The sequence below is a fragment of the Burkholderia sp. Tr-20390 genome (genome assembly GCF_017104595.1).
In the GTDB taxonomy this organism is placed as follows: domain Bacteria; phylum Pseudomonadota; class Gammaproteobacteria; order Burkholderiales; family Burkholderiaceae; genus Burkholderia.
Genome location: NZ_JAAGPC010000002.1, coordinates 1 through 14,870, shown reverse-complemented (window position 1 = coordinate 14,870; position 14,870 = coordinate 1). Strand labels below are relative to the sequence as shown.

The 14,870-nt window shown below is 59.6% G+C and carries 13 protein-coding genes and 3 pseudogenes; 9 read left to right on the top strand and 7 right to left on the bottom strand.

The features are described from left to right. Positions 1–233: 233 nt before the first annotated feature. The gene (locus tag G3N98_RS01195; RefSeq protein ID WP_206146920.1) at positions 234–1,463 is read right to left on the bottom strand and encodes a CoA transferase; all 1,230 of its coding nucleotides are present in this window, start codon (positions 1,461–1,463) and stop codon (positions 234–236) included. 461 nt (positions 1,464–1,924) lie between these two features. On the opposite strand from G3N98_RS01195, the gene G3N98_RS01190 reads away from it, so the two are divergent. The 3 genes from G3N98_RS01190 to G3N98_RS01180 all read left to right on the top strand — a co-directional run bounded on the left by G3N98_RS01190 (position 1,925) and on the right by G3N98_RS01180 (position 4,026). After that, positions 1,925–2,254, top strand: coding sequence for a carboxymuconolactone decarboxylase family protein (locus tag G3N98_RS01190; protein ID WP_206146919.1), 330 nt, complete (start codon positions 1,925–1,927; stop codon positions 2,252–2,254). A 184-nt stretch (positions 2,255–2,438) separates the two neighbouring features. After that, a complete protein-coding gene (locus G3N98_RS01185; protein WP_206146918.1) occupies positions 2,439–3,407 on the top strand; it encodes an amidohydrolase family protein in 969 nt (322 codons plus the stop codon). 277 nt (positions 3,408–3,684) lie between these two features. Beyond that, positions 3,685–4,026 carry a hypothetical protein gene (locus tag G3N98_RS01180; protein WP_206146917.1) on the top strand — a complete coding sequence of 114 codons (342 nt, stop codon included), beginning with the start codon at positions 3,685–3,687 and terminating at the stop codon, positions 4,024–4,026. A 417-nt stretch (positions 4,027–4,443) separates the two neighbouring features. On the opposite strand, the gene G3N98_RS01175 is transcribed toward G3N98_RS01180, so the two are convergent. Then, on the bottom strand, positions 4,444–5,331 hold the full coding sequence (locus G3N98_RS01175) for a LysR family transcriptional regulator (protein ID WP_241025676.1): 888 nt from the start codon (positions 5,329–5,331) through the stop codon (positions 4,444–4,446). Between the two features lie 242 nt (positions 5,332–5,573). After that, on the bottom strand, positions 5,574–6,161 hold the full coding sequence (locus G3N98_RS01170) for a sigma factor-like helix-turn-helix DNA-binding protein (RefSeq protein WP_241025675.1): 588 nt from the start codon (positions 6,159–6,161) through the stop codon (positions 5,574–5,576). A gap of 193 nt (positions 6,162–6,354) precedes the next feature. Between G3N98_RS01170 and G3N98_RS39635 the strand changes: the two are divergent. After that, positions 6,355–6,817: pseudogene (locus tag G3N98_RS39635) on the top strand (transposase); the annotation flags it as partial. A 124-nt stretch (positions 6,818–6,941) separates the two neighbouring features. Here the strand turns inward: G3N98_RS39635 and G3N98_RS01160 are convergent. Continuing rightward, positions 6,942–7,295: a helix-turn-helix domain-containing protein gene (locus tag G3N98_RS01160; protein WP_241025674.1), complete on the bottom strand. Its 354-nt coding sequence runs from the start codon at positions 7,293–7,295 to the stop codon at positions 6,942–6,944. A 142-nt stretch (positions 7,296–7,437) separates the two neighbouring features. Beyond that, positions 7,438–8,280 carry a hypothetical protein gene (locus G3N98_RS01155; protein ID WP_206146915.1) on the bottom strand — a complete coding sequence of 281 codons (843 nt, stop codon included), beginning with the start codon at positions 8,278–8,280 and terminating at the stop codon, positions 7,438–7,440. Positions 8,281–8,664: 384 nt separating this feature from the next. Between G3N98_RS01155 and G3N98_RS01150 the strand changes: the two genes are divergently transcribed. From G3N98_RS01150 to G3N98_RS01140, 3 genes are all read left to right on the top strand, one after another. Further along, positions 8,665–9,555 carry a sce7726 family protein gene (locus G3N98_RS01150; RefSeq protein ID WP_206146914.1) on the top strand — a complete coding sequence of 297 codons (891 nt, stop codon included), beginning with the start codon at positions 8,665–8,667 and terminating at the stop codon, positions 9,553–9,555. A gap of 7 nt (positions 9,556–9,562) precedes the next feature. Further along, a complete protein-coding gene (locus G3N98_RS01145; protein WP_206146913.1) occupies positions 9,563–10,498 on the top strand; it encodes a sce7725 family protein in 936 nt (311 codons plus the stop codon). Positions 10,499–10,619: 121 nt separating this feature from the next. Then, a complete protein-coding gene (locus G3N98_RS01140) occupies positions 10,620–11,531 on the top strand; it encodes an RES family NAD+ phosphorylase (protein WP_346779051.1) in 912 nt (303 codons plus the stop codon). Positions 11,532–11,769: 238 nt separating this feature from the next. On the opposite strand, the pseudogene G3N98_RS01135 reads toward G3N98_RS01140, so the two are convergent. Then, a pseudogene (locus G3N98_RS01135) lies at positions 11,770–13,221 on the bottom strand (phospholipase); the annotation flags it as partial. A gap of 105 nt (positions 13,222–13,326) precedes the next feature. Next, positions 13,327–14,085, bottom strand: coding sequence for a DeoR/GlpR family DNA-binding transcription regulator (locus G3N98_RS01130; protein ID WP_039339705.1), 759 nt, complete (start codon positions 14,083–14,085; stop codon positions 13,327–13,329). Positions 14,086–14,293: 208 nt separating this feature from the next. Between G3N98_RS01130 and G3N98_RS01125 the strand changes: the two genes are divergently transcribed. Together G3N98_RS01125 and G3N98_RS01120 are read left to right on the top strand one after the other, a co-directional pair. After that, on the top strand, positions 14,294–14,479 hold the full coding sequence (locus tag G3N98_RS01125) for a hypothetical protein (protein ID WP_006480515.1): 186 nt from the start codon (positions 14,294–14,296) through the stop codon (positions 14,477–14,479). Between the two features lie 73 nt (positions 14,480–14,552). Continuing rightward, positions 14,553–14,870: pseudogene (locus G3N98_RS01120) on the top strand (EamA/RhaT family transporter); the annotation flags it as partial.

Genomic DNA, 14,870 nt, shown 5'->3' with positions numbered 1-14,870 from the left:
CGTGCGTGCGCCATGCCACCCCCCTGTCTGCCTCGTGACGGATTCGGCGAACTTCTCCTTGTCGCCCCGGATGCCGTATGCATGCGCGGGCTGCATCCGCGACGCATGAGCGGTGAAATGAAGATGTCGATGTCATGTCTCCTCCATCGGATGTATATGAATGGTTCCGAGGCTCAATCGCAGCCACGCAAATCACGCGCCACCGTGCCAATGACGCGGACTGCCGATAGGGATCACACGATGCCATCCTCTTTCAGTTGTCGAAGAGTTTCAGCTTCAATGTCGAGCCACGCACGCAGCACGTCCTGGCTGTCCTCGCCGAGCCGAGGTGGCGGCTTGCGAAACGTATGTGAGTTCCCGTCGACATGGATGCCCAGTCCCACCTGCGGAATCCGTGCGTCACCGCGGGGAACCGCATAGAAGAATCCGCGGCGACGCAGTTCGGGATCTGCTGCCACTTCGTCGATCCGATTGATCGGACCGGCGGGGATACGGGCATCGCGGAAGACGTCGAGCCATTGATCGCGACGCTTCGTGCCGATGATGGACTGGATCTTTTCGACGATCTCGTCACGCAAACGACGCCGGTCGCTGTTGCTCTCGTAGCGGGCAGCCTGTCCGAATTCGGGCTCACCTACCGCGCGCCAGAATCGTTTCCAGATCCCGTCATTGCCCAGACCGATCGTGAGCGGCGCGTCGGCAGCCTGAAAAACCTGGTAGACGGCGATGACGCTGTCTCGCCCCCCCGAACGGCGTGGCACCTCCCCGGAGCCGAGATAAGGAACGATTCGCGGCGTCATGAAGCGGGTCATGCTCTCGATCATCGAGATGTCAATACAATGTCCGTGTCCGGTACGATTGCGATCGACGAGCGCCGCGAGCACCGCGAGTGCCGCATCGCTGCCGGCCAGCAGGTCTGCAGCGGGTGTACCGATTTTTTGCGGGCCTTCATCCGCCTCGCCGGTCAGATCCATCACACCGCTATAGCCTTCGGCGATCAGGTCGTAGCACGGCATGTCGCTGCGTTCGCCATCGAGACCGAAACCCGACACCGAAGCATGGATGAGGCGAGGGTTGACCTGCCGGAGACTCGCATAGTCGATACTCAGCTTGCGTTGAATCGGCGCGGTCCTGTTGACGACCACCACGTCGGCGCTTGCCACCATCCGTTTGAGCAGTTCGAGTCCCTCAGGCTTGCTGTAATCGAGCGTCAGGCTGTGCTTGTTGCGGTTCACGCTGAGATACCACAGCGACTCGCCATCAAGAAACGGGGGGCCCCACGCGCGGACGTCGTCACCCTGGCCTGGCGGTTCGATCTTGACGACCGTCGCGCCGAAATCCGCGAGCAGCAGCGTGGCGTACGGTCCTGCGACGGACGAAGTGAGGTCCAGTACACGCACGCCGTCGAGCAGTTTCAAAGGTGTTTTCTCGCAGAGAGTTGGCAATGGGTCGAATGCGTTCATGTTTTTCGTCAGGGAATGAGTAGCAGCAGCATTCGCACGGCAAGTCTCATGCCATACGCCCGCCGACCGTCTTCCAGAACACGGTTGCCGAATAGACGCCCTGCGCGACTCGCATGAGCGCGCCACGACTCGCATATGTGTCGTCGTCATGGCCAGCATGTCGACGGCACACATGGACATGTCGTCGGGGCGGACACTGCCGCTGATGCTTCGATGTGGCCGCCGCGCCGAGCACGACTTCGCGAATCGCGATCGCAGCCCCCTTCGAATTCCCAGTGCGGACCGACCATTCGCAGATGGGTCGTCCTGAGGCAGGCAACCCGACCGAGTGGAATGGCATAGCTCTTGCTGAAAATACCTGCCAGTCGCAACCGTATGGCGACGGAGCGAAAGTGCGTATCGCACCATTTCCACCGATCGCGTGGACGTCAAGACCGTGATCGCAATGCAGGAGTCAATTGATGGATCCCGATTCTGAAGGTGCGCGGGTTTACGCAGCCGTGCCGCAGCTAGCCCGAATCCGCGAGCAGGTGCTGCTTGGCGACGTGTGGCAGCAGCCTGAAATGTCGTTTCGCGATCGCATTCTCGTCACGTGCTCGGTTCTTGCCGCGACGGGCAAACTCGACGAGCTGAAAATCTGGATGAGACGCGGCGTCGACAACGGCATCACACTTGACGAGCTTCGCGGCCTGGTCGTTCAGGTCACTTTCTATGCGGGCTGGCCAGCCGGACTGTGTGCGGGGAAAGCAGCGCTCCCCTTGCTGGAGCGTGAGGACGCGCAACAAGCCTGATTCCGGTTCCAGATACCGCTCTTTCCCACCCGCTTCGCGACTCATTCGAATCAGGCACATTTCATAAGCGCTGCGAATACGTCATCCGTCTTTTGGCAAACCCAGCGTCCGAACGAGGAATGGCTGTCGAGCGCGTTACCCGAGAATCCCATCGCTCCCGATCTCCCGATCGTGGACCCCTCACGTGAATTTCTGGCACAGGAACGGATATCGATATTTCGTCGAGAATTTCGCTCGCGACGCATGGGAGTCTGGACACAACATCGAAGCGACCGTTTTCATCGAATGCAACGCGTTCTACCGCGCAGAGGGTCCGGAGCATCTGAAATGCATCGGCGAAACGGAGTTTGCCGCCGGTATGGGGGCGATGGCGGACAGCGGCCAATTTATGTCGATTCAAGCGGCGGCCGGCATCGTCGGGTTCGCCGATCTCACGATCGGGGAAAAGGTAGCGGAAACGCCGCATGCGCATCTCGACGCCGCCAATGGCCGGCTCAAGGGTATCCGTCAACGAGCGAAATGGGACCCGGATCCGGTCGTGCGCGGCCCCACCGGCGCCAATCGCGCACGCTTGTACCGGGAGCACGCGTTCGGCAGAGGAATCGACATGTTGACTTCGATGGGGCTCACGTTCGAGGCAAGCGTCTTCCATCCTCAAATACCCGACGTGACTGCGCTGGCGCGCGCCCACCCGGATGCCAGCATTGTGCTGATTCATTCGGGTAGCCCCGTCGGCCACGGTGCTTACGCGGGCAAGGAAGTCGAAACCCGCGCGCACTGGCTTGCCAGCATGCGCGAACTTGCCAGGTGTCCGAACGTGTCGATCAAGATGGGCGGCTTGCTGATGTGCCTCGGCCATTTCGATTTCACAACCGAGCCGGCACCGCCAACATCCGCACATCTCGTCGAATTGTGGCGGCCGTATATCGAGCCGTGCGTCGAGCTGTTCGGCGCACAACGCTGCATGGCAGCGTCCAACTTCCCGGTCGAGAAGGCGGGTTGCACGTATGGAGTCATCTGGAACGCCTTCACGCGAATCATGTCCAGATGCTCTGACGATGAAATGACATCGCTCTTTAGCGGTACGGCGAACGCGTGTACAAACTCGAGTATCAGCGCGCCGTTTGAGCCTCCGATACGGGACAGGGGATGACGAGCCGAGTGGCCGTGCCGTCCATGCCGGGCGGGACAGCATTTGGGCTTTCGATGCTGCCGAGGAAGTGTCACGTTCACCGCTCTCGCAATTCCTCGATTTCCCGAGTTCTTTGGCGACAAACTGCGGGAACGCACGCTACTGCAATGGACGTCACCGCAGCACGCTTGGCATGAAATCTGCGTCTCCGAACGTCGGCCCCTGCGCTTGACGTGCCGGTCGCAGATTCGTGAAGCCGGCGAGCGCGGGGATGTGTGACATTCATCTGAAATCCGCCATGAAGACATGCGACCGCAAACCTTCGTCACAACGCCTTGTTGAAGCCAATCCCGAAGCTATGTCGCACTACAGAAAGATGCGCGACCAACTGTTTCCGCCTGCGGACGTCGACGAAAAAACATGCGAAATCATGCTCGCGATGCAACTGGCGGTATTGGGCCGCGAGATCCCTTTCAAGGTTCATGCATTGCGCGCGTTATCGCACGGTGTGACCCAGGCGCAACTGGAGGGTTTGCTGCTGTGCGGAATGGGGGTGTCACTCGTAGCGTTCGAAGCGGCCCAAGCCCTAATTTGGCTGGACGAGGCCTGTGCCGAAGCGGATACGACCCGGCACGTTTAGACCTGACAACCGTGCGATCCCTTTCTCCATACGGGCTCCCCATATGCCATAGAGGCCGGCTGCAGAACAGTCGCAGCAGACTCCATTTGACAGCCCGCTATGACGCAGCCGTCTATGCAGAATAGACTCCCGGTAACGTAGCACGTATGGATAGAGTGGAATGGCCGTTGCAGCGCCGCCTGATCACATGCACGTATACGGGGTCGTTATCTGCCGAACGTTTCCTGACGCTTCCAGACTCGTGACCGAGTCCCGCAACGACTCGGCAATCTCGTCACCGAACGATATGCATCGCAACACCGGACTCCGCGCTAAAGTGGGACCGACAATTTCCGTCGGACATGGTCCATGTCGCACCAGTTTGAGCGGGCGTCAGCGACCCAGAGCCGAGAATCACTCGTTCATCTCCGGCACCGGTCACAATCCAAGTGGTTGAAGTTCGCGGACAAGATCGATCAATAGGCGTAGGCCGGTCGGCATCTGACGTCTGCTCGAATAGTAAATGTAGAAACCCGGCTCGGACGGCGCCCAGTCGTTCAGCACGAGACGCAGTTTCCCCTCCCTCACGTACGTCGCGACGAACGGTTCGGGAAAGTACATCAACCCCGCTCCGCCGAGTACAGCGACGAGTCCTGTTTCAGCATGATCAACCGTCAATGACGACGGCACCGCCACTTCGAGGTTCTCATCGCCCCGCTTGAATTCCCATCGGTAAATTCGATCGTCGCCAAGGCGATTGCTGATGCAGCGATGCTCGAGCAGATCATTGGGGTGATTGGGAACGCCGAAGCGACCAAGATAGTCGGGCGCCCCTGCAACGACCCAACGTATGTTGGCCGAAAGGCGCTGCGCGATCATGTCCTCAGGCACCGTGCCGCCGTAGCGAATACCTGCGTCAAAGCCGCCTTCCGTCACGTCGACCAAACGGTTGCTCGCAACGATATCCAGTTCCACGTCGGGATAGCGCTCGACAAATGTCGGCAAGATGGGCGCCAACAGCAACGTCGAAGCCTCGACGGCCGCATTGACCCGAATGCGGCCCGTAGGCGCGTCCCGGAAGCGATTCAGGGTCTCCAGAGCCGTGTCGATCGCTTCGAAAGGCATGCCGATCGACGCTGCCAACGCGTCTCCCGCAGCGGTCAGTGTGACGCTCTTCGTCGTACGGTTCAGTAGACGAACGCCCAGTCTTGCTTCGAGACCCTTCAATGCATGGCTCAGTGTCGAAGCGCTCACTCCGAGCTCTATCGCGGCACGACTAAAACTCCTTTGACGAGCAATGGCCAGGAAATAGATCAGATCAGCCATATCAGATCGATTTATTTGCATATCAAGAACTCCTCGTTAAAAATCTTTCCGATTTCAAGAGCATTTCGCTTAATGAGCTGCACCACACCCGCCCCCCGTCAATCTTGCCCCGCTGTCGCCTACCGCAGGATAGGCCAAGCTCGACTTGGTCTCGTACTTTACGTGGCTAGTCCAGGTGTTGCGTAATCTGCTCGGCAATGCGTCGAAACTTACGCCGAAGGCGTAGACCGAAGCAAAGTTGTCTACATGAACGCCCCCTTAGCGCCGGACTTTCGAGTCTTCGAAAAACAGGATGGGCTGCAGATCGACGCGCCAAGTACCGCGACGAAGAGCTCCGCTTCACGGATATCGCCCGTTGCTGCATCGACGATCGCGACTCTGTCTCCGGAGTAGTCAACGAACGGCTTTTCGCCGGGAGCGTGTGTCTGTCGTAATGTCAGGGGCAACGAGTTGGCCCACTGGCTGTAGTGCGTGCAGAACCACGTGTAGGGGTAGCCGTCCGGATGCTCGGCCTTGTACTCGTTCCACAGCAGATCGAGCGTGGCGCCCTTGCGCGAGAGTTCGCGACGAACGGTATGCCAGTGGAGTTCGGGCCGCCGCCCTTCGACCTGTGGTGGTGACGGATACAGCCGTGCCTCGAATTCGTCGTCGGACAGCGTCGCCGACACCGCCCAGGAAAGCCCTGCGCGCGCCATGCGCCGCACATATTGTCCGACAGTCGTCGGAGAGACGCCGACTGCCCGCGCAATCTCACGCTGCCTGAACCCGCAGTCGAAATGCAGGCGCAGCACTTCACGAATTTTACGCATGGTCAACGTTGGATATCCCATGTGGCCTCTCGACGAAATCGTTGAGCGTGCCACGGTTAACCCGCGTCGCTACATCAGAGCGTTACTGTCTAGCGTCGTGTGAAATCGCTGTCCAGCTTGCTGCGAAATCAGTGTCCCGCTTGGTGCGAAATACGAAGTCTAATCGATCCGGACACTGATTTAGGCGAGAACGCTCGCCATGGAAAGGTATCTGATGTCGAAGCAACGTCGTTCGTTTTCCCCCGAGTTCAAACAACAAGCAGCCTGTCTCGTCCTTGACCAGGGCTATAGCTTTACCGAAGCGAGCCGCTCGGTAGGCGTTGGCGAGTCGGTACTGCGTCGCTGGGTGCAGCAGTTGCAGATGGAGCGCCAGGGGTCACGCTGCAGGGCAAAGTCATCACCCCGGATCAGCAACGTATCCGGGAACTCGAGGCGCGTGTCGAATGCCTCGAGTGCGAGAAGGCCATTTTAAAGAAGGCTACCGCGCTCTTGATGTCGGAAGGCATCGAACGTACGAAGTAATCGACCAGATCTGCGGAGGCGAATCGGTCGAGTTGATCTGTGCGGTGTTCGACGTCTCGCGGTCCTGCCTGTATGCCCACCGGGAACGAGCCCAGCATGTGGACGTCGAGCGCATGGCGCAGCGCAGTCGCGTGCACGAACTGTTCGTCGAGACCTTTGTCAGCCCGTCGTAGCGTCGGTATTCGTGCTCACGCGTTTTCACCACATCGATGGGATACAACGATCTATCAAGAGCGTTACTCGCGAAGTTTGCCCCTCCTTCTCATAGAGGGAAACGGATCAGATCATGCTGATCGGAAGATTCAATTGCAACCAGATGCCCCCGCGGGGCGTCGATTGTTGCGGTGTCATCGAACGCAGCACATAGTTGCCGACGACGTGAATAACACCGCACTCCGTCGCATGGGCGACCGGGATTGTCACGATTCGATAGCCGCTCTTGCGAAGTTCATACACTCGTGCACGGGGATCAATGATGTCGAGAAAACGCATCGCTTCGACAGTTGTCACGCTGCCGAAGTCCAAGAGCGCGAGCAGCAAGCGTTCGCGCTGCCGCTGTGCGCTATTGCCCGGGTGACGGTTCAAGATCGTCGTCAGTGCCACCGCAAACATTGCTGCATCGATTCTGGCCATGCTTTTCCTTCTAGTTGTGAGCATGAACACATAATCGTCTGACTTTGCCGAAACCCGACTACCTCAATCTCGCAACATTAAGGAGAGGATACCTCCGGATGAATTGGAAGGCGAAAGCTTACCTATTTCATCCGGAGCTTCGTTAAAGTGCTGTCGGCACAATGCCGAACTCGTTAGCCTGTTCCATGACCATCGCCACCATAACGGTCGCAGCGGTGCGATCGGTAAGTGCGCCAAGCAACCGCACTGCTTCGGCGACCTTTTCGTCATCCCGTCGGTTGTCAACTGCCCCCGACTGGTTTGACACTGATTTCACACTGACTCGGTTGATCAGCAGATGGGTCGCGTTTTCACCGGCAATGCTGGCCGCTCGGTCTATCGCTGCTTGGGCAATGATTGTTTCCCTTACCGCCGGCGTGAGAATCTGACGGATTGTGCGATCACTGGTCTCCTCCCAAGCAAGAACCCCGGCAACCATTAGGAATTTTGTCGGGAATCCGCCACTTAGCACGTACAACGACTGAGCGAGGTGTAGAACGAATGCTCTTCGATCGGCGAGCGGCAGCCGACCTGCCGCTCTCGGTGGTACCCGTGACGGCGCCGCGCAAATTCGACGAAGCGGTTCTCGAAAAGCCGGATCGCTCCGATCCGCAACTACCCACGAGCCAGCAGAATCGAGGTCCGCCTCAAAAGCAAACGCGGAGGCCTGCAATTTTCGGACTTGAGCAACAGTCGGTGCCGCCTCCACGTCCTTCGCCTCGGCGCAGGCCAAGTATGCCTTTGCGACCGCTTCCGCGACCTTCACGCTGAAAACCGTCGACCGCGTCATTGGCGTCGCATCGAAGAACGTTCGGCTATCGCGATCGTCACGCAGGTAGCGACACCAATCGTCAGTTGCTCTCTTCTGGGGCGGTGTGGCCAAGAACGCTTGCGCTCGCTCAACAGTATCGGCAAGCGCCTGATTGTCAGTATCCAAGTCGATCACGGTTTGTTCCGGGCTCTTGATGCAAATCGAATTGATCTAAAAATGAATCGATTGTAGCTGGAGGACGTCGGTCGCCCCAGGGTCCGACCTCGCAAGTAATGGCAAGACAACCTGCGCGGGCGGGAACCCTACAGACGACCAGCGCGCAATGCGGTAGCCTAGCCAGTCCGCGGTGGCCATGTTCGTACGCTTCGAGTCAAACTTGCAACCCACACCACCACCGATACCAGGTACGTACGTTACCCTCTAGCTCGCCGCGGCAACCTCACTGGCCAACGCCGAAAATAGTATAAAATCATTAAATTACATTTCTTGCACCAACATATCCGCGGGGATTGGAGTTTGCAAAGCTTAAACGGGGACAGGACTGGGCTCGGGAGAATCATGATACCAAACGCAACACAGCTGTCAGCACTGTCTCGCCTCTTCTCGTCCAGCGTGTTCCGTGAGATGGCCCGTAAAGGCTACTCTCCCCTTTTCACGCAGTTGCTTACGGAAACAGGTCTGTTAAATCAGAATTCAGCGGCCGTAAGAACTGTTGGCGCGGCATTTGATGCAGCATTTTCGATCCTACGGCGAGCGGGTATACGCGATGAATATGTTTATCGTGCTGCCCTTACGCACAATATCTTACTTGGTCGACACTCCCTGAACACGGCGAGCATGCTGACCGAGTTCCGTGCCGGCTCGTGCAAAGCAGATCTGGCAATTCTGAACGGTACGGCCACCGTCTACGAGATCAAGTCCGACCGCGACTCGCTCACTCGACTGGAAAATCAGATTTCCAACTATCGAAAGGTTTTTGCCAAAGTCTATGTGATTGCCGGTGAGGCCCACGTCCAAGAAATTATCGACTGCACGCCACCGGAAGTTGGTGTACTAAGCCTCGTACGCTGGGATCGAATCTCTACTATTCGTGAAGCGACTGAACGTCCTGATCTGGTATGTCCAATTACAATCTTCGAATCTCTACGGACCGCCGAAGCGCGTACAATACTGAGGAACTTGCACGTTCCAGTTCCAGACGTCCCGAATACCATGCTTTGGGGAGCCATGCGTGAGTGTTTCGCAACCCTGGCACCGGCTGATGTGCACAATCAAATGGTATGTACATTGAAGAAAACGCGCAATTTGGCATCACTGAGTTCACTGGTTGACCAATTACCCGCCTCACTCCAGCCAGCGGCACTGTCAATTCAGGTGCGTCGCGCGGATCATGAACGCCTAGTTAAAGCGGCACATACCCCGCTTGATGAGGCAATGACTTGGGCATAACGAGAATATGTATTACCCATACCTCCGAGGGAAGCAGTTCGAACTTTTGGTGATTCGCGAAACGGCAGAGTTGCTAGCCAGATCGGATTTCGTACCGATCATCGAACCAGTAAAAGAGGCATTGAGTGGCCTAGAACGAGCACTCAGTGCAATCGGCACCGCGAATGGCAAGGCGATTGTCATCATCAACCCGGATTATGGTGATCATGCGGACGATGGCGCAGACATTTCCGAGTTACTGGAAACCAATTTCCAGGACGATGCAGCCATCGCCGCTGGCGTCCTGCTCAAAGACGGGATGTCTGTCGATGATGCGCTCAGACTCTTCGAAGCACATAGAGACCATCAGCCTGTATTCGTTCATGCGGGCTTTACCGAGCCCAAGGCACTTGCAGAAATGCTCGGTGACGCGATCGTGAATACGCAGCACATTTTTATCGAGAAGCATTGCGGCAAGCTATATTGGAGGCATTTCAAGCGCGGTACGCGTATCCTCTTACGTGACGGATTCGAGCGTCGCAAGAATGCTGATTACCCGCAGGTAGAGAAATTCTCCGATCTTCATGTTACATTCGAAGAAGACGGCATGAATGGTTTCGGCGATTTCCTCACGGTCGGGGACGACTACAGTGAAGGCGGGGGGCCTGCCTATGCGGTGGCAATCCACCTCACCTACATCGATTCTGACAAGGACGATGTGATGTACGTCTATCACTTTCTCTCCACTACCAACAACACGCCGACAGATCCTGCCGGGAAGTTCGGACAAGCCCTTGAAAAGCTCATCACGAAGCTCGACTCAGGGACATCGAATTTGTTTGAGGGCAGTGCTATTGATGAGTTTAGAGAGCTTCATTCCAAGAAGCATTTCCCGGGGCTTGGCTACGTGAAGAAGCTGTCGATGAAGCATCATCTCGAAACGCTCGCCAATTTCCTTTCCTAGACCAACAACTATGCCTGCCCGGTGTTGTCCCGAGTGCTTCGGTGATCGCGGACTCAGCAAAAACATTATCCCTTCGCTCAATCCGACCCGGGGAAAGTGCGACTTTTGCGAATCGACGGACGTGGACCTCGTTGAACCAGGTCAGCTCGTTACTGTATTTGAAATGCTCGCAAGCGTGTATGAGCCAAATGGGGAAGGAAAATCTCTCGTCGAGTGGATGAAAGAGGATTGGCGATTGTTCACTCATCCACGGATGGATTTGGTACACGCAAAGGCGTTGCTTTGCGAGATTCTCGACGATGGCGAAATTGTCAGAAGACCGTTTTCGCCATCGCCGGCTTATAAGAGCGAGGGTTTGGTTCGATGGGAAACCTTAAGAGACGAACTGCTCTACAAAAATCGCTACTTTCTGGACGAGGCTCTCGACACCGATCGCTTGCGGGAGCTTCTCTCACATTTGCTCGCTGATCCGCTGCCAGAAGTATGGTTTCGAGCTCGCATCATGGCCGATGATGCACCTTATCCAATCGGCGAGATGGGAGCACCGCCCAAACGGTATGCGACGCATGGGCGCGCCAATCCAGCGGGAATTCCGTATCTCTACCTCGGCTCAGTGCCGGAAACTGCTGCGGCAGAGGTTCGGCCGCATACCGGCGAGATCGCGTGCGTGGCGGAATTTCGAGTAGATCAGCCACTAGCTGCCGTAGATCTACGCGATCCGCGCAAGCTCGTCTCTCCTTTCGTTCTCGCCGATGCAAGCGCTATCGGGCAACTACGTGCAGACATCCCATTTCTAGAGCGGCTAGGCGATGAGTTGACACGCCCTGTCCTCCCTCGTAGTGCCGCCATCGACTACATCCCCAGTCAATACCTGTGTGAGTTCATCAAGAAAAACAACTATGACGGCGTCATTTTCCGCAGTTCCGTCAGCACTGGCATAAACCTAGCTCTGTTCGCTCCAGAAAAAGCTCGAGGAATATCCGTAACGCGCTACAGTGTCAGTCGCGTCTCAGTCGATGTTGAGCCAGTCTAGTCGCAGTTCCAGTCATACAATGCGACGCACATGATATTTGGTCGCAAACAACCAGCCTACACTGGCGACGGCAGCACCAAGCAGACTGCAGCCGCAACTGGCGCCCTGGGATACAACCGCCGTCACCTCGATGCGATGTATCAGCAACTTACGCAGTAACAGTCGAACGTGTTACTCTGGCTGTACGCCCACTAGGTCGGGCACTTGGCGTTGTAACACGTAGATCACGGTTACGGTTGTGGTGGATCACGACGGGCGGAAAAGCCGGCGCCGGCTCCCCCGGGAACAACCGCAATTCCGGCTCGAAACCCTGCGGCACGGTGGCCGGCGAGAAATACTGGGCATCGATCACGTCGTGGTTGTCGCGGCTGCGGTGATATAGCTCGAGGTTCGCGAGCGTCGCGGCATCGAGCGTCTGGCCGGCCTGCTGCCCGGCATCGGCCTTCGTCGCGCTGCCGACGTTGATCTTGTTCACCAGCCCGAACATCATCAGCCCGCGGTCGCCGGCCGCGAAACACGCGTCGCGCAGCGCCGCGTCGGTCGGCATGAACAGGCAGAACGACACCGAATGCTTCGCGGCCGCGATCGCGGCGACGATCGTGTCGATCTCGGTGCGCTGCCCCGCCGGCTCCGGCGAAAACGCGAGCCGCACCTGCGCGCTGCCGATCGTCATCGGTTCCGACCAGCCCGGCGACAGCTTCGCCGTCTCCGCGATCGACGGATTCCCGGCCAGCGCACGCGCGCGATCGTTGTACAGCGCGGCGAGCGCGGGCGAGTCGAATGCATGCAGCACGTTCGCCTGCTCCGTGAGCCCTTCGGTCGTGAAGTTCGCGGAACCGGTCAGCACGCGCGAGGGCGCCGCATTCGACGACGCATCGGTCACGATGAACTTGTCGTGCATGATGTGCGTCTTGTCGCGCGGCGCGAGCGTCGCGAGGCCTTGCAGCGCGTCGACGGCCGGCTGGTTCGGCGACGGCAGCAGCGGCTTGCCCTTGCGCGCCGTCGTGTGCGCGTCATAGACGATCGCGAGCGACGCTTCGCCGTGCTGGCGCCCGAACGCTTCGAACGCGGGCAGCGCCCACAGCGTGTCGGTCAGGTGATAGACGGCCGACGCCGCACGCGACGCGGGGTCGAGCATCTCCGCGAACACCTGCTCCATGTCGTTCGCGAGCCACGTGCGCAGCTTCAGCGCCTGCGCGGCACTTGGCGCCGCATTCGGCGCGAGGCCCAGCGCCGCCACCTGCCTCGCGAAGGCCTGCGAGCTGACCACCGCACGGTTGAACCACGTGCCGATGCCGTCCTCGATGTGCGCGGGCAGCACGACGTCGCACACGCCGGCTTGCGCGTCGAGCACCTGCAGGTTCGCCGGCGTGCCGACGACCGGATACACGTCGTAGCGGAACGCCGCGCCGCGATCCTGCGGATCGATGCGTGCATCCCACCACATGAATTTCTGGATCGGCGCCTGGTCGGTCGGCGCATCGCCCTGCGTGTGTGCGGCGGGGCCATCGAACGTCAGGCGGTTCGGCAGCCAGCTGTTCGGCGCGCGCGTCTTGCCGTCGGCCGACCAGAAGCCCGGCGTGCGCCGGATCGCGAAGCCGAGGAAATCGGAACGCGACGCCGCATCGGGCCAGTCGAAGGCCAGCAGGACCAGAGTGGGGGAAAGATAGCTGCGCACGCTGACGGTCATTCGTTGCTCCCTGGCCTGTCGGCCGGTCGAGGTGAATGGGTCAGTCTTGACGGCAGTTCTTCCCTGCGGATGACGGTTCGATGAACCTTGTATGTCGGACGCGCGTCAGTCGCACACGAGCAGCTCGATCCCGCGCGCGGTCAGTGCACGGCGCACGGCCTTGTCGGGCGCGCGTTCGGTCACGAGATAGCGGGCCGCCGCCGTGCCGTTGATCCGCACCGGCGTCACGCGGCCGAATTTCGAATGGTCGGCGACGATCATCGCGGTGCCGGCCGCCGCGATCATCCGGCTGCGCACCTCGGCCGCGAGCCGCGAGTAGTCGGTGCATTCGCCGTCGGGCGTGATGCCGCCGGCGCCGACGAACGCGAAATCAACGTGGTACTGCGCAAGCTGCTGGATCGTGTCGAGCCCGAAGGTGGCGTCCTCGTCGTCGGACAGCTCGCCGCCGAGCAGCGTCACGCGGTTGCCGTTGCGCCGCGCGAGCACGAACGCGGTACGCCAGTCGTTCGTGTAGATCGACAGCCGGTGCCGGTCGGCGAGCGCGAGCGCGACCGCATGCGGCGTGCTGCCCGAGTCGATCAGCACCGACGCATCATCGGGCACGAACTCGGCCGCGCGCCGCCCGATCGTGCGCTTCGCCTCCGCGTTTGCGGCTTCGCGCTCGGACAGGCTCGGCTCGCGGCGATCCGCGGCCAGCGCGCCGCCGTGCGTCATCACGAGCAGGCCGCGTGCGGCCAGTGCGTTCAGGTCGCGCCGCACGGTCTCGCGCGACACGTCGAGCGAGCGGACGAGTTCCGCGACCGACAATGCGCCCGACCGTCCGAGTTCCGACAGGATGAATTGATGACGTTGTTCCGCCAGCATCGCGTGTGCGCCCGAGGCGACTGGTTATGGGTAAGCCGACCATTGTATTACGGCCGTTTGACCGGCATTTGACTGCGGCGGGAAACCCGCCGGGCCGCGTTTCCCGAAAGCGAAATTCTGTATTGCCTGACGCGCGCGAATCGGCGCGGCGCCGGTTGCTACACTTTGCGCTTCGCCGAACGACCGACCAAGCAAAGGGGCTCGCGCCATGTATCGCAAAGGCAGTGTGATCGAAATCCAGTTTCCGCCCGAACGTCTCAACGACGCGGCCGGCGATCCGTACTGGATCGACCTGACGCTCGACGAGGCCCGCCGGCTCTACGAACAGCTCGCCGCGCGCTTCGCGACCGACGCACGCGCCAACCAGCCGCTCGACACGTTCTCGATCGACTGATCGCCGCGGCTTCACGCTCGCCCGCTCCGCATCCCGGGGCGGCGCTCCGCCTTCTCCCGGCACCGGCGGCCGCCTGCGCGGCACGCGGCATGAGTGCAGGATTCGACAAGACGGCCGCGTCGCTTCCCCCGATACTGGCCGACTTCATGATTCTGTCCGGCCGCGTCGCGGCCCGCCACGCATGCTGACCTCGCTCGTCGCCGCCGCTTTCGTCGCCCTCTGGTCCACCGGCTTCATCGTTGCGCGGGCAATCAAGCCCTACGCCGATCCCAACCTGTTCCTGCTCGCGCGTTTCGCGGGCACCGCCGCGCTGTTCGGCGCGGTGGCGCTCGTCTCGCGCGCGCCGTGGCCGGCCCGGCGCGAATGGCCGCGCCACCTGATCGCGGGCGCG